The 20,822-nt window shown below is 52.0% G+C and carries 19 protein-coding genes and 1 pseudogene; 14 read left to right on the top strand and 6 right to left on the bottom strand.

Features of this window, described 5'->3' with window-relative positions; all coding sequences use genetic code 11:
• Positions 1-128: 128 nt before the first annotated feature.
• Both EGM51_12650 and EGM51_12645 read right to left on the bottom strand, forming a co-directional pair.
• Complete coding sequence (locus EGM51_12650; protein ID QBG48198.1) at positions 129-428, bottom strand: type II toxin-antitoxin system RelE/ParE family toxin; 300 nt, start codon at positions 426-428, stop codon at positions 129-131.
• Positions 425-706 carry a type II toxin-antitoxin system Phd/YefM family antitoxin gene (locus EGM51_12645; GenBank protein ID QBG48197.1) on the bottom strand — a complete coding sequence of 94 codons (282 nt, stop codon included), beginning with the start codon at positions 704-706 and terminating at the stop codon, positions 425-427. Before EGM51_12645 ends, EGM51_12650 begins: the two co-directional genes overlap by 4 nt.
• A 506-nt stretch (positions 707-1,212) precedes the next feature.
• On the opposite strand from EGM51_12645, the gene EGM51_12640 reads away from it, so the two are divergent.
• Genes EGM51_12640 through EGM51_12625 form a run of 4 tightly spaced genes read left to right on the top strand, consistent with a single transcriptional unit; the run spans position 1,213 to position 4,652 of the window.
• On the top strand, positions 1,213-2,748 hold the full coding sequence (locus EGM51_12640) for an RHS repeat-associated core domain-containing protein (protein ID QBG48196.1): 1,536 nt from the start codon (positions 1,213-1,215) through the stop codon (positions 2,746-2,748).
• A gap of 28 nt (positions 2,749-2,776) precedes the next feature.
• Complete coding sequence (locus EGM51_12635) at positions 2,777-3,142, top strand: hypothetical protein (GenBank protein ID QBG48195.1); 366 nt, start codon at positions 2,777-2,779, stop codon at positions 3,140-3,142.
• A gap of 44 nt (positions 3,143-3,186) precedes the next feature.
• Positions 3,187-4,227, top strand: coding sequence for a hypothetical protein (locus EGM51_12630; GenBank protein QBG48194.1), 1,041 nt, complete (start codon positions 3,187-3,189; stop codon positions 4,225-4,227).
• Between the two features lie 53 nt (positions 4,228-4,280).
• Positions 4,281-4,652, top strand: coding sequence for a hypothetical protein (locus tag EGM51_12625; protein QBG48193.1), 372 nt, complete (start codon positions 4,281-4,283; stop codon positions 4,650-4,652).
• On the opposite strand, the gene EGM51_12620 is transcribed toward EGM51_12625, so the two are convergent.
• The 3 genes and pseudogenes from EGM51_12620 to EGM51_12610 all read right to left on the bottom strand — a co-directional run bounded on the left by EGM51_12620 (position 4,598) and on the right by EGM51_12610 (position 8,961).
• Positions 4,598-5,281, bottom strand: coding sequence for a hypothetical protein (locus tag EGM51_12620; protein QBG48192.1), 684 nt, complete (start codon positions 5,279-5,281; stop codon positions 4,598-4,600). The two genes, EGM51_12625 and EGM51_12620, sit on opposite strands and share 55 nt — an antisense overlap.
• 382 nt (positions 5,282-5,663) lie before the next feature.
• A pseudogene (locus EGM51_12615) lies at positions 5,664-7,019 on the bottom strand (DDE transposase).
• 28 nt (positions 7,020-7,047) lie between these two features.
• On the bottom strand, positions 7,048-8,961 hold the full coding sequence (locus tag EGM51_12610; protein QBG48191.1) for a hypothetical protein: 1,914 nt from the start codon (positions 8,959-8,961) through the stop codon (positions 7,048-7,050).
• Positions 8,962-9,198: 237 nt separating this feature from the next.
• Here EGM51_12610 and EGM51_12605 point away from each other — a divergent pair, with 237 nt between their 5' ends.
• The 5 genes from EGM51_12605 to EGM51_12585 all read left to right on the top strand — a co-directional run bounded on the left by EGM51_12605 (position 9,199) and on the right by EGM51_12585 (position 13,867).
• On the top strand, positions 9,199-10,116 hold the full coding sequence (locus EGM51_12605) for a TatD family deoxyribonuclease (GenBank protein QBG48190.1): 918 nt from the start codon (positions 9,199-9,201) through the stop codon (positions 10,114-10,116).
• 20 nt (positions 10,117-10,136) lie between these two features.
• On the top strand, positions 10,137-10,964 hold the full coding sequence (locus tag EGM51_12600) for an SH3 domain-containing protein (GenBank protein ID QBG48189.1): 828 nt from the start codon (positions 10,137-10,139) through the stop codon (positions 10,962-10,964).
• Between the two features lie 8 nt (positions 10,965-10,972).
• Entirely contained in the window at positions 10,973-11,677 is a 705-nt protein-coding gene (locus EGM51_12595) for a ComF family protein (protein QBG48188.1), read from the top strand.
• A 15-nt stretch (positions 11,678-11,692) separates the two neighbouring features.
• Positions 11,693-12,541, top strand: a complete 849-nt coding sequence (locus EGM51_12590; GenBank protein QBG48187.1) for an acetyl-CoA carboxylase carboxyltransferase subunit beta — start codon at positions 11,693-11,695, stop codon at positions 12,539-12,541.
• 72 nt (positions 12,542-12,613) lie between these two features.
• Positions 12,614-13,867: a bifunctional folylpolyglutamate synthase/dihydrofolate synthase gene (locus EGM51_12585; protein QBG48186.1), complete on the top strand. Its 1,254-nt coding sequence runs from the start codon at positions 12,614-12,616 to the stop codon at positions 13,865-13,867.
• A 48-nt stretch (positions 13,868-13,915) separates the two neighbouring features.
• On the opposite strand, the gene EGM51_12580 is transcribed toward EGM51_12585, so the two are convergent.
• Positions 13,916-14,755: a hypothetical protein gene (locus EGM51_12580; GenBank protein QBG48185.1), complete on the bottom strand. Its 840-nt coding sequence runs from the start codon at positions 14,753-14,755 to the stop codon at positions 13,916-13,918.
• An 853-nt stretch (positions 14,756-15,608) separates the two neighbouring features.
• Between EGM51_12580 and EGM51_12575 the strand changes: the two genes are divergently transcribed.
• The 5 genes from EGM51_12575 to EGM51_12555 all read left to right on the top strand — a co-directional run bounded on the left by EGM51_12575 (position 15,609) and on the right by EGM51_12555 (position 20,815).
• A complete protein-coding gene (locus EGM51_12575; protein ID QBG48184.1) occupies positions 15,609-15,788 on the top strand; it encodes a hypothetical protein in 180 nt (59 codons plus the stop codon).
• A gap of 314 nt (positions 15,789-16,102) precedes the next feature.
• Positions 16,103-18,061: a methionine--tRNA ligase gene (gene metG, locus EGM51_12570; protein ID QBG48183.1), complete on the top strand. Its 1,959-nt coding sequence runs from the start codon at positions 16,103-16,105 to the stop codon at positions 18,059-18,061.
• 9 nt (positions 18,062-18,070) lie between these two features.
• Positions 18,071-19,066, top strand: a complete 996-nt coding sequence (locus tag EGM51_12565; protein QBG48182.1) for a hypothetical protein — start codon at positions 18,071-18,073, stop codon at positions 19,064-19,066.
• A 119-nt stretch (positions 19,067-19,185) separates the two neighbouring features.
• On the top strand, positions 19,186-19,665 hold the full coding sequence (locus EGM51_12560) for an Lrp/AsnC family transcriptional regulator (protein ID QBG48181.1): 480 nt from the start codon (positions 19,186-19,188) through the stop codon (positions 19,663-19,665).
• The gene (locus tag EGM51_12555; GenBank protein QBG49310.1) at positions 19,640-20,815 is read left to right on the top strand and encodes an aminotransferase class I/II-fold pyridoxal phosphate-dependent enzyme; all 1,176 of its coding nucleotides are present in this window, start codon (positions 19,640-19,642) and stop codon (positions 20,813-20,815) included. Before EGM51_12560 ends, EGM51_12555 begins: the two co-directional genes overlap by 26 nt.
• Positions 20,816-20,822 lie beyond the last annotated feature (7 nt).

Genomic DNA, 20,822 nt, shown 5'->3' with positions numbered 1-20,822 from the left:
TGATAATCAATATGCTTTTCATTTTCCTTCGAACGTTATAGGTGAGCCGCCGGTGAACATAAACTTGGCTGACTCAACAGGCGTCGGCCACCGTAGGCTCCACCCACTGGTTCTGTCAGATTTTACTTTTATGTATTGTCAATGTCTTCATCCGGAAGAATCTGGCGGCAATGTCTGACAGTCAGAATTGAAACCATTTTGGGTTCCACTCGATAAATGATGCGGTAATTGGAAATGATCAACTGTTGAATATCTTTTCTGTTTGTTTCTGGAACCGGCTGTCCACTTTCAGAAAAATCTTTGACCTGTTCAACTCGGTCAAAAATCGAGCGTACCCAACGCTCTGCCGCATTTGGACTGTCTTGGGCAATGTATTCTGAAATTTCGCTGATACGATCAATTGAGAGGGGAGACCACTGAATCTTCATCTGGAAATTCTCTTCAAAACCATTTCTTTGGCTTTGCTGTGTGGAATCCCTTTTCCTTCATCAATCATGGATTCTCCCAGTGCAATGTCTTCCAAAACCTCCAACCGTTGGGACATGGCTTCAAATTCTGAAACATCAATCAAAACAGCAGCACTTTTACCGTGTTGTGTAATCACCACAGGACGCTTTGATCTCTGAACTTGCTGGATGCAGGCCGCAGTATGTGCTCTGAATTCAGACATTGGTTTAATATCTTGATCTAGAATCAATCTTTGCATGAGTTTACTCCTTCTGTGTACTCAAAATGGTACGGATTAATGTACAAATGTCGATTCCGTATTTTGGATATTATTGAGACAGGACCTTATGCCTGAAGTTGATGGCGCCTCGGTCATTTTCCCTTTAAATTAAGAGGTGTGCCCTCGGGGGTTCCGTGGGCTGCTCCGGCGAGCCGCGGGGTAAGGGGTCGGGGTAAGGGGTCAGATCTGCACATATAACATTTTGTTGACATGTTTGTGATTGCGAGTAGGTTTCTTTCGTTATGGCGAGACCTTTGAGAGTTGATATAGAGGGGGGCACGTATCATGTGATGAGCCGTGGAATTGGGGGTAAGGGGTCAGATCTGCACATATAACATTTTGTTGGGGGTAAGGGGTCAGATCTGCACATATAACATTTTGTTGACATGTTTGTGATTGCGAGTAGGTTTCTTTCGTTATGGCGAGACCTTTGAGAGTTGATATAGAGGGGGCACGTATCATGTGATGAGCCGTGGAATTGATCGGTGCTCACCAACGTCACACTCAGCGGCGCAGTCAACGCACAGCTGGGGCTGGACTACAACGACTACTGGGAACTGTCCGGCCTGACCCTCAACGGCGAGCTGCTGGCCGACTATGAATACGACCTCGACGGACTGCTCACCCGAGCCGGCGCGCTCGACTATACCCGCCATCCCGACAGCGGCGACCTGACCGGTTCGTCCTGCGGCACCGTCAGTGATTCTATCGAGCTCAACCTCTTCGGTGAAACGACGAACTACACGGCCTCCTCCGGTTCAGCGCAGCTCTACACCGCCGCCTGTCAGCGCGACGCCCTGGGCCGCATCGCCTGCAAAACCGAAACGATCGGCGGAACCGTGCAGGTGATCGACTATCAGTATGATGCCGTCGGACAGCTCACCAACGTCCTGACGGACGGGGTCTCTACCGAAGCCTATCGGTACGACGCCAACGGAAACCGTCTTGAAGCCGTTGTGGACGGAGTCACCGCAACCGGCGAAGTCGATGCACAGGACCGCATGACCCGCTATGGCGGCACCGCATACACCTACGATGCCAACGGCACGCTGGTTTCATCCTCCAATGCAGTCGGCGTCACCGAATTTAAATATGGCCCCTTCGGCGAACTGCTGCAGGTCGATCTGCCCGACGGCACCTCCGTCGAATACGAAACCGACGCGCTGAATCGCCGCATCGGGCGCAAGGTTGACGGTGAAGTTACACAACGCTGGGTCTACAAAGACGCGCTCAATCCGGTTGCGGAACTCGACGGGGATGGTAATGTCTTAGCTACTTTTATTTATGGCGCAAAAGCAAATGTGCCGGAACTGATGATGAAGAATGGAACAACCTATCGGCTGATAACCGACCCAGTCGGATCGGTGCGGCTGGTCGTCAATACAACCGACGGCACCGTCGCCCAGCGCATTGACTATGACAGCTTCGGGCGCGTCACGCGCGACACCCACCCCGGCTTCCAGCCCTTCGGATTTCAGGGCGGCCAGACCGACTCCGTCACCGGCCTCGTCCGCTTCGGCGCCCGCGATTACGATCCCACCTCCGGCAGATGGCTCTCTAAAGACCCCATCGGGATTAGTGGGGGCCTCAATCTATATGTCTTCTGCGGAAATGATCCTGTAAACAAGATTGATCCGATGGGGCTCTGTGAGACGGAGTCTCGCAAGTTTTCTATTGCCAGCATATCGGCGATGCTTGTGCTTGCTGGTGAAATCGATGTCGGAATCATTTGGGATAATGCTGGTGATGGTGGCTTGTATATCCGTTTTGCTGGTGGCATTGGTATTGGTGGTGGAATCGACAGTACGTTGTTGGACTGGATTGCCAAGGGTGCCGGAGCAATTTCTTCTTCTGAAGGAGGGGTCCGAGATCAACGGGGTGTTTCAGATTGGTATGCAAAAGCTCATGTTATAGGTGGTGTGACTCAAAATATTGAGACACAGGAGACAGAGTTTAGCATTGCTGCTGAAGCGGGAGGGGGAGTTCTCCGAGACAATACTATCGTCATACCAATCTGGTAATACTGCTTTGTTTTTTTTGGGGGGAGTTATGGAATCAAAAATCGAAAGTGTTTTGCGATGGTATAAAGGGCTGTCCCTACTTGGTTTCGCAATTGGTATTGCTGGATTGGCACGTCTTGTCCTTGAAATTGATCAAGTTCCCGAATGGTCAAGAGTGCCAGTAGCTGCTTGTGTGAGCTTCACTTCGTTAACGGCTATATTGGGAGCAGTGCTTCTGTTTCGCTTAAGCAATAAAATTAAAAATAAGCATCCTTATCACCTCTGTGTAAAAAGGTCTTATTTTCTTCTTTTGTTCATACCATTGGGCCTGCTTTTTGGGATTTTCTCCATTTGGCAATTGCGACGTCCTAAAGTGAAAACCTTTTTGTGTAGGGGGTCAGATCTGCACATATAACATTTTGTTGACATGTTTGTGATTGCGCGTAGGTTTCTTTCGTTATGGCGAGACCTTTGAGAGTTGATATAGAGGGGGGCACGTATCATGTGATGAGCCGTGGAATTGATCGGTGCGTGATTTTTAAGTGCGATAAGGACCGGTACCATTTTTTGGATATTCTGGCTTCGGCTCAGGAACGCTTTCGGTTGCAGATATATGCTTATGTTTTGATGGATAATCATTTCCACCTGATCGTTTGTACGCCGGATGCCAATTTGAGTCGTGCTTTGCAGTGGATAAAAGTTTCATACAGCATGTGGTTTAATGCGAAGTACCATCGAGTCGGTCCTTTGTTTCAGGGGCGTTTTAGAAGTGAGCTTGTGGACTCCACTGAAAGCTGGTTGGTGGAGTTGAGTTTGTATGTCCATTTAAATCCAGTGCGCATAAAGGCGTTGAGTTTGGATAAATTGAGAAAGCAAGCTGAGGGGGCGGGCTGGGTTAAGCCGTCTGAGGAAGAGGCGCAGCGGCGGTTGGATGCCTTGAGGGGATTTCGATGGAGTTCGTATGCGTATTACGTGGGTATTCGACGAAAGGTTCCGGAATGGTTGAATATCTCTGAGATTCTTGACCGCGTTTCCAGTCGGGGTGCTCGTGCAGAATATCTTCGTTTAGCGGAGGCGCGTGTCGCGCACGGACATGAAGAGCGGTTTGAGAATCAACTCAAGAACCGCTTGGCTATTGGAAGTGAAGCGTTTCTGGAGCAGATCAAATCAATATGTACAGCAACAGACCGGGATATTGCCGGCAACAGAGAGTTACGCCAACGGGTTTCCTGGGAACGGGTGATTTCGGAGGTGGAGCAGATCTGCGGAAAGAGCTGGGAGGAGCAGCAGGCTCGAGGTGAGTGGGGGCGTTTTTTGGTTTATTGGGGAGCGCAGAGATTTGCTGGGATGACCTTGAAAGAGATTGCCGGTAAATGTGGATACCGCGATTATAGTGCAGTGAACATGGGGCTTCGGAGATTTATCATGCGCTCAAAAGCGGATTCTCAGATACAGCATGCGATGAAGAGGCTTGAAAAAGTGTGCAAAGTGCAGACCTGACCCCTTGACTCCACGGACATGAAGAGCGGTTTGAGAATCAACTCAAGAACCGCTTGGCTATTGGAAGTGAAGCGTTTCTGGAGCAGATCAAATCAATATGTACAGCAACAGACCGGGATATTGCCGGCAACAGAGAGTTACGCCAACGGGTTTCCTGGGAACGGGTGATTTCGGAGGTGGAGCAGATCTGCGGAAAGAGCTGGGAGGAGCAGCAGGCTCGAGGTGAGTGGGGGCGTTTTTTGGTTTATTGGGGAGCGCAGAGATTTGCTGGGATGACCTTGAAAGAGATTGCCGGTAAATGTGGATACCGCGATTATAGTGCAGTGAACATGGGGCTTCGGAGATTTATCATGCGCTCAAAAGCGGATTCTCAGATACAGCATGCGATGAAGAGGCTTGAAAAAGTGTGCAAAGTGCAGACCTGACCCCTTGACTCAGGCAGCCCTTCCTTGGTGGTGAGTTCGGTATGCAGTTCGTCGAGCAACTTATCGTGCCCGGCAGCTTCGGCTTTGTAGCCGTAGGCCAGCAAATCATTCTGGCGCATTTGGTTCAACCCTTGGATAGCACCTGAAATGCTGGAGAGTTTTGCATTAATCTGGCCATCGTACTGCTGAATCTGAAGAGCGGTCTCGGCCATGCCCTGTTCATAGATCGCCGCAGTCACGACCGAACCGTAGACCATCATGGCAATCCGCTGGGGGCTGAACCCCGTCCCAATCGTCTGGATGATTTCTTTGGGCGTATCCACATATTTACTTTTCAGGTCCAGTATATCTTTTGCCGTCTGCAGGTGCTCACGTTCGTTGAACACCTCGGCGCGATCATCAAACAGTCCGAACACCTCGGTGAGCGTCGAATTATAATTTGGATATTGTTGGGGAAGGTCGATCCGCATCGCGGCATTTTCCCCCAGCAGGGTGTTGGCATCGGCATGCAGGGTATTGATGAGGTCCAGTTTTTCCTCGCGCACATCAAGATATTGTTGGCAGTGGAGATCTACCGTTTCCCGATCATAGCTGGCACTTCCCAGCGAGTTGGTGATGGTATACTGCAAACCATGTTTCAGAGGCGGTTCCCATTCGGTGTGGCGGGTTATTCCCGTTGGTTGATTGTTTCCATCCCTACTTGCCTCATACTGCCAAGTAGCGACGCCAATCTGTTCATACCTGAGTAAGCCTCCTCCCCCAGGAATAAAAAAACCGAACCACGTATAGAGGGGGGTCTTCAGCTCATAAGTCCGAACATCAATTTGGCTAGCAGCCTGTCGGAGTTAAAACACTGCCTGACTGCAAAACTACGAAAGACTTTTCTGCTGAAGCCAAATAATTCATCTCGATGCAGGATTTAACCCGGGAAAACGCGAGAATAGGTCGCGCCAAGGCCTTGGCGTGCTGTTTTGCGGTTCGGAGCGGTCGTTCCGGGGCGCACCTTCCCGATAGGGTGAAGATTTTCTTTAGATTGTAGCTGAGGCAGACGAGGCTCCATTCGGTTTCGGCCTTCTCTTTCCCTCGCATAGAGAACCGGCGGAAGCCGAGGACTTCCTTGATGATCCCGAAGACGGGCTCCACGGTCTGCTTACGTTTTTTATAGAGTGCTTTGCCTTCGGGCGTATTGAGGCGGTGGGCCATCTGCTCCTTTGCGGATGCGTCCGGCGGCGGCGCAAGGGCGATGGATTGTTTTTCAAGATCGGCGACGCTGACGTGGTGTCCACTTTTGGCCATGGCGCAATAAACGCTCGGACCAGCGTTGGCCTCCGCTTTCCTGACGGCGTCTTCGCTGTAGTAGCCGGTATCGGCAAGAACGTTTTCCGGATCGGCAACCTCGGCAGGGATGCTTTCGAGCACGGGGTTGAGTTGCTGCTTGTCGTTGGGTGCGTCGGTGACGAGCTGGCCGACGATCAGATAGGTTTCGGTATCGACTGCGGCCTGTGCGTTATAGGCCTGCTCGAAGTGGTTTCCGTTCCCGGCTTTCATGATCCGGCTTTCGGGATCGGTGAAGTTGTACTGCTTGTGGTCGGGCGGCGTTTCCGATGGAGGCTGGGGCTCCTTGCCGCGCGGTTTGCGTCCATTTCTACGTTGGTCGTCGCGCCTGGATTTCTTCTTTTCGTAGTCCGCTTGTTTCTGCAGGTGTTCTTCTTTGTAACGCTCCTCGATGATGGAGCGGGCTTGCTCCAAGCTCTTGATTCGGTCTTCGCGCCGGACGATTTCGTCTGGAATGCTCAGCCCGTCGTCGAGCGGAACGTTGTCGATTTGTTCGGCTTTGGCCGTGAGTTGCTCAACCTCCCGGCGCAGCAGTTCGATCTGCTCGCCTGCGTATTTATAGCTGACGGCGGAGTGCCTGCTGGCATTGGCCTTGATTTTGGTGCCGTCGATGCTCACGGTGCCGACCTTCTTGAGCCCGGCGGTCTCCTGCGCCATAAGCAACACCTGCACGAAAGCCTTTTCGAACAGCTCGCGATTCGTACGGCGGAACGTGCAGATGGTGTCGTGATCGGGATGCAGGTCGCCCCCGCAGATATAACGAACGATGACATCCGACCAGGATGCCTCCTCAATCACGCGCGAGGAGAAGCGGCCTGTAGCGTAGCAATAGATGAGCAGGGTCAGCATCATGCGCGGTGGATACTGCTCGTCGCCGGTTCCCCGCCGGTTGACGTGGAAGTTTTCGCTCGGAAGCCGTTCCACGGCATCAATCAGAAAATGAACGATGTGGTTCTGAGGAATCCAGTCGCGAAGATCCGGCGGTAAAAGCATCGGGGTATTGCGGTCGAGGTTTTTGAGTCGAGTAGCCATAAGTCTAATCCGTTAAGACTAAACCAGTCTATCGTAGGTGCCTTAAATCTAAAATAGATAAGTCCGACAGACTGCTTGGAGAATAATTTTCCTGCGCAGCACTGTATGCCCGCTTTATATCTGCGGCCACGGCCACCTTACTGGTAACCGAATGTCCGGCCAGCGTTGCCACCACGGAATGGGGGTCTTGGTAACTTGGGGAAGGACTGTCAAAACTCACATCCACTTCATCTCCGGCACCGGTGGCCTGTCCTGACCAACTGACAGGGTTATCGGCTGCAATGGCTTCAGGTTTTACTGTGGCTCGGAACCCGAATGTTTCGCCGACCATGACTTCTACAGCCTTCTGACCGGAGGATACCCACCCGTCATCGCGGTTTTGCATTTCAAGCTTAAGTTTCACTGCGTGTACTTTGGCCTGTTTACCCGCGGCACGGAAAGAGTCGGAGCCATAGTTGCTGCGCACCCGCAAAATACCCTCCGTATCATCAAGAACCCAGCCATTCTCAAAACTAACAAGTGCGGTGTAGTCGAAGTCGGGTTTGTTGTATTTTTCGAGCTGTTCGGGCGAGGTACCGATATGCCGGATCGTAACCGTATAGGTTTCGCCCCGTTTGAACGTGAAGGTTTCACTGACCACTTCGCCGTAGGTGCCGGAGTTGAGCCGGATGGTGCGTTCTCCGGATACCGTCATTTCATAGATTTCGGACTCACTGGTGGAATGGTCTCCCACAGTGAGTTTGAGCTGCGTGGTATCGTCGACCTCGGGTTCTTCGCCGCTGTCGGAACCGTCGGCGGGGTTGGAACCCTGGCCGGCTTCCGTTCCATCCGATATTCCGTCTCCGTCGGAGTCGGCCATCCCGGGGTTGGTGCCGAACTGATACTCTGCTCTCAGGTTCAAGACATCTTCATCGTCATCGGATTCAGGATCATCCCAGACCTTGGGGTCGGTGCCCCAGTCCACCTCAATGCCGTCGGAAAAACCGTCTGCGTCGGTGTCCCAGTTTCCGGCAAGCAGATCGTTTTCATACTCGTAAAAGTTTGAAAGGCCATCATTATCCATGTCTTCGAATTTATCGGAAGCATCGAACGCATTCAGGTAGTTTTCGAGTTCGTACCCGTTGGGCATGCCGTCGCCGTCCGAATCCACAGTCCGTTCCGAGGGCCATGCGTTAAGCGGATCAAGGCCGAAGTGGTGTTCTTCATAATCTGAAAAACCGTCCCCATCCGTGTCCTCTTCCCGAAGATCTGTTCCGAGGTGATATTCCTCAAGGTTGCTCAGGCCGTCGCGGTCCCGGTCCCAGTCCGCATCGCGCGGATCGGTGGGATCGAGCCAGGATTCGGTGACGGTTTCATAATAGTCATCCATCCCGTCGCCGTCCGTATCCGGATTGGCGGGATCGGAATAGATAACGACCCGTGGGGCGCCATAGCCGGAGGTTCGGTATTCCATTTCCTCGGCATTTTCCAGCCCGTCTTCATCGAAATCACCCTCGGCTCCCTCATCGAGGGAACCAAAAAATAGGCGTTCATTCCAGTCGTGCATGCCGTCGTTGTCCACATCCACATGGTTAAAATTGGTGGGGCTGGTGCCCTCGAACATCGTCTCGCGCAAATCCGTAAAACCATCCCCGTCCGTATCGTTGAGCAGACTGTTGAAAATGTAGAAGCGGTGGTTCACATTGCTCGCCGTATGATCAGTCCATGCAAAATACGTTTCCCCGGTAACCGCCATACGATCCTCCCTAATGCGCCACGGGTCGTAGAGGAGATGATCCCGTTCGAACAGTTCAGCATGTGTTCCGAAATCAACGCCGGTTTTAAACCGTAGCTCCGGCGGCGAGGGCGGCACCGCTTCCCCGTCCCCGCCGGAACCATCTCCCCCTCCACCCGGCAACGGTGGAGTAGGCGGGGTGGCAAATGCCGATAGCGTGGTGAGCATAAAAAAAATAACGAAGACCCACTTTCATGACGATTCCTCTCTACTGATTATGCACCTCCCCAAGAGAAGAGGCGCGACCCCAAACACACTCCACCTGAGGTATCGCCAGACACCCGCCAAGAATTATGCCGAAGCCGCGCCCGAGTGGGCGCGTCCCAACGCATCTGCTCCTTGGCTGTAAACTGGCGATTTTCAGGTGGAACAAATTGCGTAAAACGCAAAAGTTATTTTTGAAATATGAGGGTAAAGATACGCATATTCTTCCTATGGCTGTCAAAGTTTCTTGTCGTGGAGATTCTCCCCGCAAATAAAAGTAGGCTGATTCCGGGGAATAATTCTCGCAGGCCGCCCGCCGGTTCCGCTTTACTGCCGCGCATTATGTTTATTGATTCACATGTACATTTTGACTGTTTTGATAAAGACGGCACGCTTGAAGAAATTCTGGCTGCCGCAAAAGAAGCGGGAGTGCACGAAATGATTGCCATCGGCGGAAGTGCTGAGGCCAATGCGCGTTCCGCCCGCCTGGCCGGCGAATATCCCGGCCGGATTTTCGGCTGTGCCGGTTACGACCGCGACGAGGCGACCCACGAACTCGATTTTTCCAGCCTCCGCGAATTGCTGGAAGACCCGATGGTGAAGGCGGTCGGTGAAACGGGGCTGGATTATTATTACACGGCCGATACGGCGGCAGAACAGAAAAAGCTGTTCAATGAAAATCTGGCGTTGGCCGTTGAATTTGAAAAGCCGGTGGTGGTGCATTCGCGTGATGCTGACGAGGATACCATCAGCCTGCTGCGGGATTTTTCCGAGGCCTGGAAGGGCGATGAGCTGTGCCGTGGTGTGCTGCACTGTTTTACGCGCGATGAAAAATTCGCCCGGGCCGTGCTGGATCTGGGGCTCTATATCAGTTTCAGTGGAATTCTGACGTTTAATAATGCGGGTGCATTGCGTGAAATGGTGCAGTATGTGCCGGATGACCGGCTGCTGATTGAAACAGATTCGCCGTATCTGGCGCCGGTGCCGATGCGGGGGAATCGCTGTGAACCGGCCTATGTGGTTCACACTGCTGAAAAACTTGCGGAACTGAAAGGGATTCCGTTAGAATCCGTGGCTGAATTAACGGCAGAAAACGCGCGCACCCTGTTTGCGCTTTAAACTTCCAAGGGGTGGAAATAATGAAAATTTTAATGCTATTTCTCGCGGTCGCCGCCGGCACCGCATTTGCTCAGTCGAATGTCTATCCGCGTGTCAAAGTGACGGGGGATCGAGTCAGTATCCGTGCTCAGCCCGGTCTTGAGGGCGAGCTGCTTGACCGGGCAATGCGTGGCGAGGAACTGCTTTATATCGACCATACCAACGGCTGGTATGCGGTGCAGGCTCCGAGCAATCTCAATTTCTGGGTTTTCGGGGAGTATGTGGATAACGGAAAGGTGCTTCCCAAAAAGCTGAATGTGCGGTCCGGTCCGAGTCAGAACTATAATGTCGTGACGATTGTGCTGCGGGATGAGCTCGTTGATGTTCGCGGAGAGTTTAATGGATGGGTGAAAATTGCGCCGCCGAAAGGCACCCGGGTCTGGATCAGTTCCGATTATTCCGAAATCATTCAGCCGCCAAAACCGAAGTCTGTTGCGACTGCGGAACCGGAGCCGAAACCAGAGCCGGAGCCGGAAGTGCAGGAGGAGCTGAAAGAGGAAGTGGCGGAAGCGCCGGCGAAGGCGGAGACTCCGGCGTTTCTGATGTCGCTCGACAAAGCGCGGAAACAGGGTGAGGCCGACGAGTATCCGGGCATTATCCGTCGGGCAAATCCCGGACTGTATAAACTGGTGCTCAAAACGGACACCTTCGAGGAAACGATTTGTCTGATTCGGGGGGACATCAATCAGATGGAGAAGTTTCTGAATTATCCGGTGCTGCTCAAAGGTAATATTTACTGGGTTAAGGATGTGGATGTGCCGGTCATGATTCCGACGCATATTATTCCGAATCCCATTCTCTCCGAATAATTAGGGATATGACCGGCTGGCTGGATATGCTGTATCCCCGTAACTGTATCGGTTGCGGGGTTTCTGCTCCTTCGACCTTCCGGTTTATCTGCTGGGACTGCTGGTCCGCCGCTTCCATGGTTGAGCCTCCGTTCTGCGCCCTGTGCGGGGATCCCGTTGCCGGTTCTGTGGAACACGGTTTTATCTGCTATTCCTGCTCGGCGGAAAAACCTGCTTTCGATGCGGCGCGTTCGGCGGTGCGTTACGAAGGGGTGGTTGGCGAGGCACTGCGCCAGCTCAAATATGAACACGCGCTACATCTGGTTCCCGATTTGGCGCAGATCCTGTTTAACTGCCTGCAGGCCGAGTTTCCAGGGTTGGAGGTGGATGGTGTGGTGCCGGTTCCGCTGTTTCATGTCCGTCGGCGGGAGCGGGGTTATAATCAGTCGGCCGAGCTGGCCCGGGCACTGGCAAAACGGATGAAGGTGAAATTGATGTCCGGAATACTGCGCCGAATTCGGCCGACGGCTACGCAAACAAATTTGACAGCCCCTCAGCGGCTTAGTAACGTCAAGAACGCTTTTGAGACTAGGAGAGAGCAACGGCCGGCAGGAAATCGCATTCTGCTGGTTGACGATGTGATGACCACGGGGGCGACCGTGAATGCATGCGCAAAAGCCCTGAAAAAGGGTGGGGCAGCGTCAGTACATGTGCTGACGGTGGCGCGCGGATAACGAGAGGATCTGATAATGGCTTTGTTTGGCGGCAGTAAGAAAAACTATTCCACCATCACCGTGAAAAAACGCGATGTGCCGGATGGGCTCTGGATGAAATGTCCATCCTGCTCGGAAATTGTTTATAAGGAAGAGGTCTCGGCAAACCTGGAAGTCTGTATTAAATGCGGTCATCATTTCACCCTTCCGCGTAAGGCGCGTATTGATTTGCTGTCGGATGAGGGTAGCTTCACAGAATGGGCTGCCGGCATTAAATCGGTGGATACGCTCGGATTTACCGGTAAACAGTCCTATATCGAGAAACTGGAAGCCAATCAGAAAAAAACGGGCTGGGATGACGCTGTTACGGTGGGCGGCTGCACACTGAACGGCCGGGAGATCGGTCTTGGGGTAATGGATTTTTCCTTTCTCGGAGCTTCCATGGGCAGTGTGGTCGGTGAGCGGATCACCTATCTGATCGAACGTTCTACCAAAGAAGGGCGGCCGGTGCTGCTCGTCTGTGCATCCGGTGGTGCCCGCATGTATGAAGGATTGCTGAGTTTGATGCAGATGGCGAAAACTTCTGCCGCGCTGGCCCGTCATGCGAGTGCCGGTCTTCCGTTTATTCCGATTCTGACCCATCCAACCATGGCGGGGGTGATGGCTTCATTTGCCACACTGGGCGACCTGATTGTGGCCGAGCCGGAGGCGCTGATCGGATTTGCCGGGCCGCGCGTGATTAAAGAGACCACGCAGCAGGATCTGCCGGAAGGATTCCAGCGTTCGGAATTTCTGCAGGATCACGGCCTGATCGACAGAGTGATTCCCCGCAGTGAGCTCCGCGAGCAGATGATTCTGATTCTTGACTATCTTTGTGACAACTAATGCGGCAACGCCGCTCATTGTCGATTTCAGCATTTAGATTTCCGTTTTTTTAAGGTCTGCGGGGCATTTACGATGAGCGGCCAGTACGAAAAACTGTTCAAACGCACAACGGCCGGCATTAAGCCCGGCCTTGAAGTTATTACTGCATTGCTGGAGGCGCTGGAAAATCCCCATCAGAAACTGGCGGTTATTCATGTGGCCGGGACCAATGGAAAAGGCTCCGTCTGTGCGATGATTGAATCCGTTCTGCGTGCGTCGGGATTTAAAACCGGTCTTTACACCTCTCCGCACCTGATCCGTTTTTCAGAGCGTTTTCGTGTTAATGGAGTAGAGATTGCGGAGGAAAAACTCAACGCTTATATCCAGACGCTGGAAAAAACGGCGGATGAAGTGGAGGTGTCTACCGGCCTGCGCGGTGCTACATTTTTTGAAATTTCCACGGCGATTGCTTTTCAGTATTTCGCGGATGAAAAGGTTGATATCGCCATCATTGAAACGGGTATGGGAGGTCGCTGGGATGCGACGAATGTGGTAATTCCGCTGATCTCGGTTATCACGCATATCGACATTGACCACACCCATTTTCTCGGAAATTCCGTCGAAGAGATTGCTGCGGAAAAGGCGGGCATCATCAAGTCGGGACGACCGGTGGTTTCCGCGCCGCAGTGCGATGCGGCCATGGCTGTGCTGAAAAAAGCCGGTGTTCCGATCCTCGCAAGTGCTGAGGCCGTGGCGGTCAGCCGGATCGCTGCTCCGCAGAAACTGAAGATTGAGACGCATTCTCAGAATCTGCCGCCGGTAAATTTGCCTCTGCTTGGAGAATGTCAGCGCGAAAATGCGGGGGTGGCCGTTGCGGCTCTTGAAATTTTTTCAGACATCGTCGGTTGCGGGCTTGCGTTTAAAAAGGGGCTGGAATCGGTACAGTGGGGCGCACGGTTTCAGACGCTGGAAAAAGAGCCGCTGATGATTCTCGATGGTGCGCATAATCCATCGGCCGGCCGGGCATTGACCAAAACTTTGAAGGAACTCTACCCGAAAAAGCAGATCGGGTTCATTTTCGGATTTCTCGACGACAAGGATTCCGTGGAGTTTCTGAGGGCGCTGAAGCCGCTGATTGCGAAAGCCTGGACGGTGGGCATTGATGCCCCACGCGGTACAACCGCTGAGCAGGCGTCGCTGCAGTGCGGTGTGGCGGGTATTGATGCCGAGGCCCGGTCCGTCGCCGACGCCTGGTCTTCCGCGAAAAGGTGGGCATCAGAAGCCGACCGTCTCGTCGTGGTGACCGGATCGCTCTACCTGAAAAGCATGCTTGAGATGAAGAAATAAAAAAGCGGAAGGACACGCCTCCCGCCTCTGCCTGCGTATATTCGCAGATTAAATTCGGAAAATACGGCGTAATCCAAAGGCCGCGACAAGGGTCAGAGCGGACAGCGTGACGGAAGAGGGTTCCGGGATGCTGACCTGAACCGGATTAAAGCCTGTTTCCGCGAGAACTTCACTGGGATCCCTGAATTCGAACATAAACAGTGCGTTTCCGTCTTCGAATTGTTTGCCCATTTCAAACTGATGGGAAGCGGTACCTGTGGTCATGAACTGGGCTGCTGTTTCCGGGTTATCAAAGGTCGAATTTGCATCATTGTCCTTGATGTTGAGCATACCAGTCGTTTCATTGAGGTCAGCGGTCAGTATGGTGTCGTCATCCAGTGCGTAATAATTCAGCTGGCTGGAATCGGTCGCAACATACTGTTCGTAGTCGATGTCGAATGTGGTGTAGAGAATGGAATCGGTCAGCAGAGAGCTGCCGGACTGTTCTACACCGTTGACAAATGATCCGGCTGTAAACCAGTCGAACTGAAAGGTTCCGCCACCTCCGGAGCTGTTTCCGATATTAAACAGGATGGAAACAGTTCCGGTATCCTTAAGGTTCTGACTGTTAGAGGTCTGTGCAATCATTACATTTGAGCCGATCCCCCCGTCGTCAGCAATATAGCTGACCCGCAGGTCTGCATAATCGCTTCCGTCTATCTGCATATCAAAGACGGCATAGCTGCCCACTCCGGTTCCAAGAGAAAAATTACCTGTGCTACCACTTCCGGTAACGTCGGTTGTCCCTCCGACATACGTCTGCACGCCGGAAACTTCAATTGCGGCCGATTGAGCGTCATGAGCTATCAGAGCTGTTAATAACGATGTAACGAATACTGCGTATTTCATGGTCTGTCCTGTTTTTCCTTTTCTGGTTGTTTTTCTGTTAAAGGTGCATTTGCAAAATGCACAAAAACCCGAATGAGCCGCCCGGCAGCGTGATTGTCTGTCGGGCGGCTCATTCGGGTAAAATAATCTGTATTTATCCCTTTTTCTGTATTTTTTCAGAAAATAGGCATCGTAAACTAATTATAAACGCACTTAAGACAAGTGTATTTGCATAAAAAAATGTTCTGCAGATTGTGCGGGTCATTAATGTACATCGCAGCATGAGTTCAGCGGCGTAGCATGAGTATCTGTTGCTGCGGATGGAAACCGGAGCTGTGTCGTCGATGGTTTCCGGGACTGGAAGAGGGGTTCGGAAGGGCGGATTCTGTGGAGAGTAACGGGTTGAGGTTTACGGAGCAGGCTGAATGCTTCGGGATACAAAAAAGAACCGCCTGGCAATGGGCGGTTCTTCAGGCTCAGATTGAGCGGTTCGGCTTAGTGACCTTCGTCGACAATGTTGCCGGACTCAACCTGTTCGATGATTTTCGCATAGTCATCGTTCAGCGGGCAGCCGCATTTGTGGCCTTCTTCAACGGTGGCGTGAAGACGCGCCTGTTCGATGTGCCACGTGGCCACTTTCAGGTGCTGATCAACGTTCATGGTGTTCTCCTTATATTACTTGGTTGGATCTCAATTAGTACTAATGCGGTCTAGGATAGCGTCGGGAATTCTGCAGGCAACTCTGAAATGTGAGAAATCGCAACATCTAATGCATATTTCATTGAAGAGGGAATAGGCTTATTAAGAATGACAGATTGCGGGGCGCATCTAAAAACTTCCGCTGCAGGTTTGATACAAAGATGAACCTATACTTATGAAATGCAGAAAACACAACAGTGCCGGCGGACTCTTCGATTATCAGGAACGGGTGGAGAAACCCAAACAGCGCACAATCGCGCTCGATAGGTTGAATGAAACGGAGGACTGGGAGCTGTTTTGTCCGGTGCTTGAAAAGCGGCTCAACGAAAAGCTCTGCAGTTCAGTCGTCCGGTAAGCAGAAGTCCCCGGGCTGAACAAAACAGAAGCCAACACGGAGTCAGAGGGAAGCAGGGGGTATATGGACGCGTCCTGTTCTTTGGATTCGTGCTGTTCGTCAGTTTTCGCTGAAGACCCGAAGGGTCTTTCCGCTCTTTTTCAAATTTTTGTTTGCGGCAGGAGGGGATGAGAGGTGCCGGAGTCCGGAGGGCCTGAGGCGGAAAAGAGGGCTGGAACTGAAATTCACAGGTTGACTTCTAAGTTCCGCTTGTATCTTCCGGTATTCTGCCTATCATCGCCCGTCCGTTTTAATTTTTTAAGAAGAGAAGTCCCATGAGCGAAAAACCATCTAAATATTATGTAACCACGCCGATTTATTATGTGAACGACAAGCCGCATATCGGCCATTCGTACACCACGATTCTGGCCGATGTGCTGGCGAGTTATCACCGTCTGCTTGATGTGCCGACCTGGTTCCTGACCGGGACGGATGAGCACGGACAGAAGGTGCAGCAGGCGGCAGAGGCAAATGGAATTACTCCGCAGGAACAGTGCGATCAGACGGTGGTCCGTTTTCAGGAGCTGTGGAAACGCCTCGAAATTCAGCATGATGATTTTATCCGGACAACGGAGCCGCGTCATAAAACGGTGGTGCAGGAAACGCTGCAGGAACTCTTTGATCGTGACGAAATCTATAAGGCGGAATACGAAGGCTGGTATTGTGTCGGCTGCGAACGCTTCTTCACGGAAAAAGACCTGGTGGATGGCAACTGCCCGGAATGCGGTCGTCCGGTGGATAAGATTATCGAATCCAACTATTTTTTCCGCATGAGCAAATATCAGGACTGGCTGATCCGGTATATTGAGGAGCATCCCGGTTTCATTCAGCCGGCGTTCCGGGCCAATGAAACGCTGGGTTTTCTGAAAAACAAGAAACTTCAGGATCTCTGTATTTCGCGGCCGAAGTCGCGTCTGGCGTGGGGCATTGAGCTGCCGTTTGATACGGAATTTGTGACCTATGTCTGGTTCGATGCGCTGATTAACTATATTTCCGCGGTCGGCTATAAATCCGATGAAGAGACCTTTAAGAAGTGGTGGCCGTGTTCCACGCACCTGATCGGTAAAGATATTCTGACGACGCACACGGTCTATTGGCCGACGATGCTGAAAGCGATGAATGTTGAAATGCCGGAATCCATTTTTGCGCATGGATGGTGGCTGACCGGCCGAACCAAAATGAGTAAATCGCTGGGCAACGTCGTGAATCCGATGGACATGATCGATAAATACGGTGTTGATGCGTTCCGGTATTTCCTGATTGCCGAAATGACGCTGGGGCAGGATGCATCGTTCACGGAGGAGGCGTTTGTGAAACGCTATAATTCCGATCTGGCCAATGACCTCGGCAACGTGACCAACCGCGTGCTGAACATGATTTCGCGTTATTGCGAGGGTAAAATTCCGCCATGTTCAAAAGACGGAATAGACATGACGCTGGAGGAAGCGCTCTGGGCTGAAACTGCGGCGGTTGCAGAACAGATGGGCGGAATGATCAGCGACATGAAGCTGGATGCTTCCGTGGCGGCGGTGATGGGTGTGGTTCGTAAAATCAATGTCTACCTGCAGGAACGTGCACCGTGGAGTCTGGCCAGGAAAGAAGGGAACGAAGCTCAGATTGCCTGCTGTCTCTATACGGCAGCGGAATGTCTGCGGGTCTGTGCGGCACTGCTCTATCCGGTGATGCCGGAAAAAATGCCGGCGTTACGCTCGGCACTCGGAATGGCGGATGTCCGGCCGCAACTCGATAAGCTGACCACTTTCGGTGTTCTCGAAGCGGGTACGCCCATTTCGCAGCCCGGAGCTCTTTTTCCGCGTATTGAGCTGGAGAAGAAAGAGGAAAAGCCGGCTGAAAAACCGAAAAAGCAGAAGCAGCAACAGCCTAAGAAAAAAGATGAATCGCAGAAAGACGGTCTGATTACGTTTGATCAGGTGATGGCGGTGGATCTGAAAACCGCCGTGGTGCTTGAGGCGGAGAAAATCGAAGGGGCCGATAAGCTGTTGAAACTGCAGGTGGATCTCGGTGCGGAAAAACGTCAGCTGGTAGCGGGTATTGCTCTGCACTATAAACCGGAAGAGCTCATCGGAAAAATCATCGTGGTGGTAGCCAACCTGAAGCCGGCCAAGCTGCGCGGTGTGAAATCGGAGGGTATGCTGTTGGCGGCTTCGGCCGGGGACAGGCTGAAGCTGGTTACTGTTGAGGGCGAAATCGGGGCCGGCGCATCGGTGAAGTAAAGCATTTGCATGGTCTCGAAAATCTTTTGCCGACAGGCTGCAGGTCCCTGTCCTGTGAACAATAATTTTAAAAGAAAATGGGTTGCAACACCCATGGGCAACTGCAATCTTAAACGATGTTTTCGCAAAATATCGCGATGGGCGTGGTATGGATATTTAAAATGCGGATTAACAGGAGGTTTTATTCCAATGAAGAAGTTGATGATAGTTGGTATGGTAGCAGTATTTGCTGCAGGCGTTTCGAATGCGCAAAACGATGTTGTGATGGTCGGTCAGGTGCCTTCGAATGACCGCAGTCAACCCGAAATAACTGCGGAAATGGCTCTGTTGTCCGCTTATGTATGGCGTGGTACCGTTCAGGATCAGGATATGGTACTTCAGCCTCAGCTGTCCGTCAGTCAGTATGGTTTCAGCTTCAATATCTGGGCGAACTATGACTTCAGCGGAAACTACACCGGGGTGGAAAATGATCTCTCGGAAATTGACCTCTCGCTGGCATACACTCTTCCGCTCAATCTGAATGATATTTCTTTCGATATCGGGGTGATCAACTATCAGTTCCCGGCAAACAGCAAGTCCGGTTATGCACAGGGCAAATCAACCACCGAGCTCTTTGCATCCGCCCACTTGCTGACCCTGCAGGATTATATCATTCCTTCCGTGACCTTCTTCGGTGACGTCAAAGAGGTTGATGGTTCATACATCCTGTTCGATATTGCTGCTCCTTACCAGATCAGCGATTATCTTTCCGTTGAAGGCGGAGTCTCTACCGGGTGGGGTAATGCCCGTTACAACAAGTTTTACTATAGCCCAAGTGCAGAAAAGGGATTTGTAGACTACAACATTTACGGTACCGTTTCCTATGAGATTCTGGATGGCTTGACTGCCAGCTTCAATCTGACCTACACCGGTCTTTATGGCGGGGCCATCGAAAACGGTGCGAAAGAGATTTACGAAGACGACCAGAAATTCTGGGGCGGCGTCAATATTGCCTACGATTTTTAATCGATTCGGTAAGCCCGTTGCAAACGCCCCGTAGCCGGGGCGTTTTTTTTGGTTTGGTCGTTTTAATGTAAAGCGATACCATCCACAGGACTTTCAACTATAACCAAGAGGTGCAAGCCATGAATGAACTGCTGAACCTGCTGAAACAGAATGCGCTCGAATCGCCTGAAAATCTGGCCAAAATGCTGGGAACATCGGCGGATGACGTAAGGAAGCAGATTGCCGATTTTGAAAAAGAAGGAATCATCCGCGCCTATCAGGCGGTGGTGAACGAAGAAAAGCTGGATGCCTCGCTGGTTACGACCGTGATTGAGGTCAAAGTAACGCCCGAAAGCGAGGGCGGGTTTAACCGAATTGCCGACCGGATCAGTAAATTTCCGGAAGTGGATTCCTGTTTTCTGATGTCCGGCGGCTTTGATCTGCTGCTCTTTATTAAAGGCCGTTCCATGCAGGATTCCTTCCGGTTTGTCAGCGACAAACTTTCCACCATGCCCGGCGTGACCTCAACCGCAACCCATTTTATGATGAAAGCTTATAAACAGAACGGTATCGTGATGAATACAGGAGACGATGATGAACGACTCAAAGTCTCTCCATAGCCGTATTTCAAAAGTCGTTCATGAAATTCCACGATCCGGAATCCGCGATTTTTTCGATATTGTCAGTTCCCGCGAAGATGTAATTTCGCTGGGGATCGGGGAGCCCGACTTCGTCACTCCCTGGCATATCCGCGAAGCCGCCACGCTGGCGCTTGAGCGCGGGCAGACCAGTTATACCTCGAATATGGGGCTGCTGTCGCTGCGCCGCGGCATTTCACAATATGTGGAAAAGAAGACCGGGGTCCGTTATCGCCCGGAAACCGAAGTGCTGGTTACCGTCGGAGTATCGGAAGGGCTCGATCTGGCGGTCCGGGCACTGGTTGAGCCGGGTGATGAAGTGCTCTATCATGAGCCGAGCTATGTTTCCTATAATCCGCTGATTCAGTTTGCTCACGGCAAGCCGGTAGCCATACAGACCAGAAAAGAAAACGGCTTTCGTCTGACCCGTCAGGATCTGGAGAAAAATGTTTCCGAAAAAACCAAGGTGCTGCTGCTCAATTATCCGAACAATCCGACGGGAGTGGCGCTTTCAAAAGCCGATGTTGAAGATATCGCGGCCTTTGCTATCGAACACGATCTGATTGTGCTGACCGATGAGATCTATGACGAGCTTACCTACGACAAAGAGCATTACAGCATCATTTCGGTTCCGGGCATGCGCGAACGCACGATTTATCTGCACGGATTTTCCAAGGCCTGGGCCATGACCGGTTTCCGCATGGGCTTCACCTGTGCACCGCCGGAACTGACCGAGGCGATGATGAAGATTCATCAGTACACCATGCTCTGCGCGCCGATTCTGAGTCAGGAGGCCGCAGTGGAAGCTCTCAGAAGTGCGGATGCCGATATTGTGTACATGAAGGCCGAGTATAAAAAGCGCCGGAACTACATCCACTCCTCATTTGAAGAGATGGGAATTCCATGTGTCTATCCTGACGGCGCATTCTATGCCTTTGCCGATATTTCAAAATTCGGTATGACTTCGAAGGAATTTGCCCTCAAGCTTCTTGATGAACAGAACGTAGCCTGTGTTCCCGGAACGGCTTTCGGCAAGTGCGGCGAAGGTTTCATCCGCTGTTCCTACGCGACGTCACTCGAAGAGATCAAAGAAGCCATGGTGCGCATCGCCCGTTTCATCGAAAAACTCTAAGTCACCC

It is taken from the genome of Verrucomicrobia bacterium S94 (assembly GCA_004299845.1).
In the GTDB taxonomy this organism is placed as follows: Bacteria; Verrucomicrobiota; Kiritimatiellia; order Kiritimatiellales; family Pontiellaceae; genus Pontiella.
Note: the sequence above shows the minus strand (reverse complement) of the source record. Positions and strands in the feature narration are given on the sequence as shown.

Excerpts from the sequence above, each read along its gene's own strand:
- EGM51_12650 (QBG48198.1), bottom strand. The coding sequence starts at position 428 with ATGAAGATTCAGTGGTCTCCCCTCTCAATTGATCGTATCAGCGAAATT.
- EGM51_12645 (QBG48197.1), bottom strand. The coding sequence starts at position 706 with ATGCAAAGATTGATTCTAGATCAAGATATTAAACCAATGTCTGAATTC.
- EGM51_12635 (QBG48195.1), top strand. The coding sequence starts at position 2,777 with ATGGAATCAAAAATCGAAAGTGTTTTGCGATGGTATAAAGGGCTGTCC.
- EGM51_12630 (QBG48194.1), top strand. The coding sequence starts at position 3,187 with ATGGCGAGACCTTTGAGAGTTGATATAGAGGGGGGCACGTATCATGTG.
- EGM51_12610 (QBG48191.1), bottom strand. The coding sequence starts at position 8,961 with ATGCTCACCACGCTATCGGCATTTGCCACCCCGCCTACTCCACCGTTG.
- EGM51_12605 (QBG48190.1), top strand. The coding sequence starts at position 9,199 with ATGAGGGTAAAGATACGCATATTCTTCCTATGGCTGTCAAAGTTTCTT.
- EGM51_12600 (QBG48189.1), top strand. The coding sequence starts at position 10,137 with ATGAAAATTTTAATGCTATTTCTCGCGGTCGCCGCCGGCACCGCATTT.
- EGM51_12595 (QBG48188.1), top strand. The coding sequence starts at position 10,973 with ATGACCGGCTGGCTGGATATGCTGTATCCCCGTAACTGTATCGGTTGC.
- EGM51_12590 (QBG48187.1), top strand. The coding sequence starts at position 11,693 with ATGGCTTTGTTTGGCGGCAGTAAGAAAAACTATTCCACCATCACCGTG.
- EGM51_12585 (QBG48186.1), top strand. The coding sequence starts at position 12,614 with ATGAGCGGCCAGTACGAAAAACTGTTCAAACGCACAACGGCCGGCATT.
- EGM51_12580 (QBG48185.1), bottom strand. The coding sequence starts at position 14,755 with ATGAAATACGCAGTATTCGTTACATCGTTATTAACAGCTCTGATAGCT.
- EGM51_12575 (QBG48184.1), top strand. The coding sequence starts at position 15,609 with ATGAAATGCAGAAAACACAACAGTGCCGGCGGACTCTTCGATTATCAG.
- metG (QBG48183.1), top strand. The coding sequence starts at position 16,103 with ATGAGCGAAAAACCATCTAAATATTATGTAACCACGCCGATTTATTAT.
- EGM51_12565 (QBG48182.1), top strand. The coding sequence starts at position 18,071 with ATGGTCTCGAAAATCTTTTGCCGACAGGCTGCAGGTCCCTGTCCTGTG.
- EGM51_12560 (QBG48181.1), top strand. The coding sequence starts at position 19,186 with ATGAATGAACTGCTGAACCTGCTGAAACAGAATGCGCTCGAATCGCCT.
- EGM51_12555 (QBG49310.1), top strand. The coding sequence starts at position 19,640 with ATGAACGACTCAAAGTCTCTCCATAGCCGTATTTCAAAAGTCGTTCAT.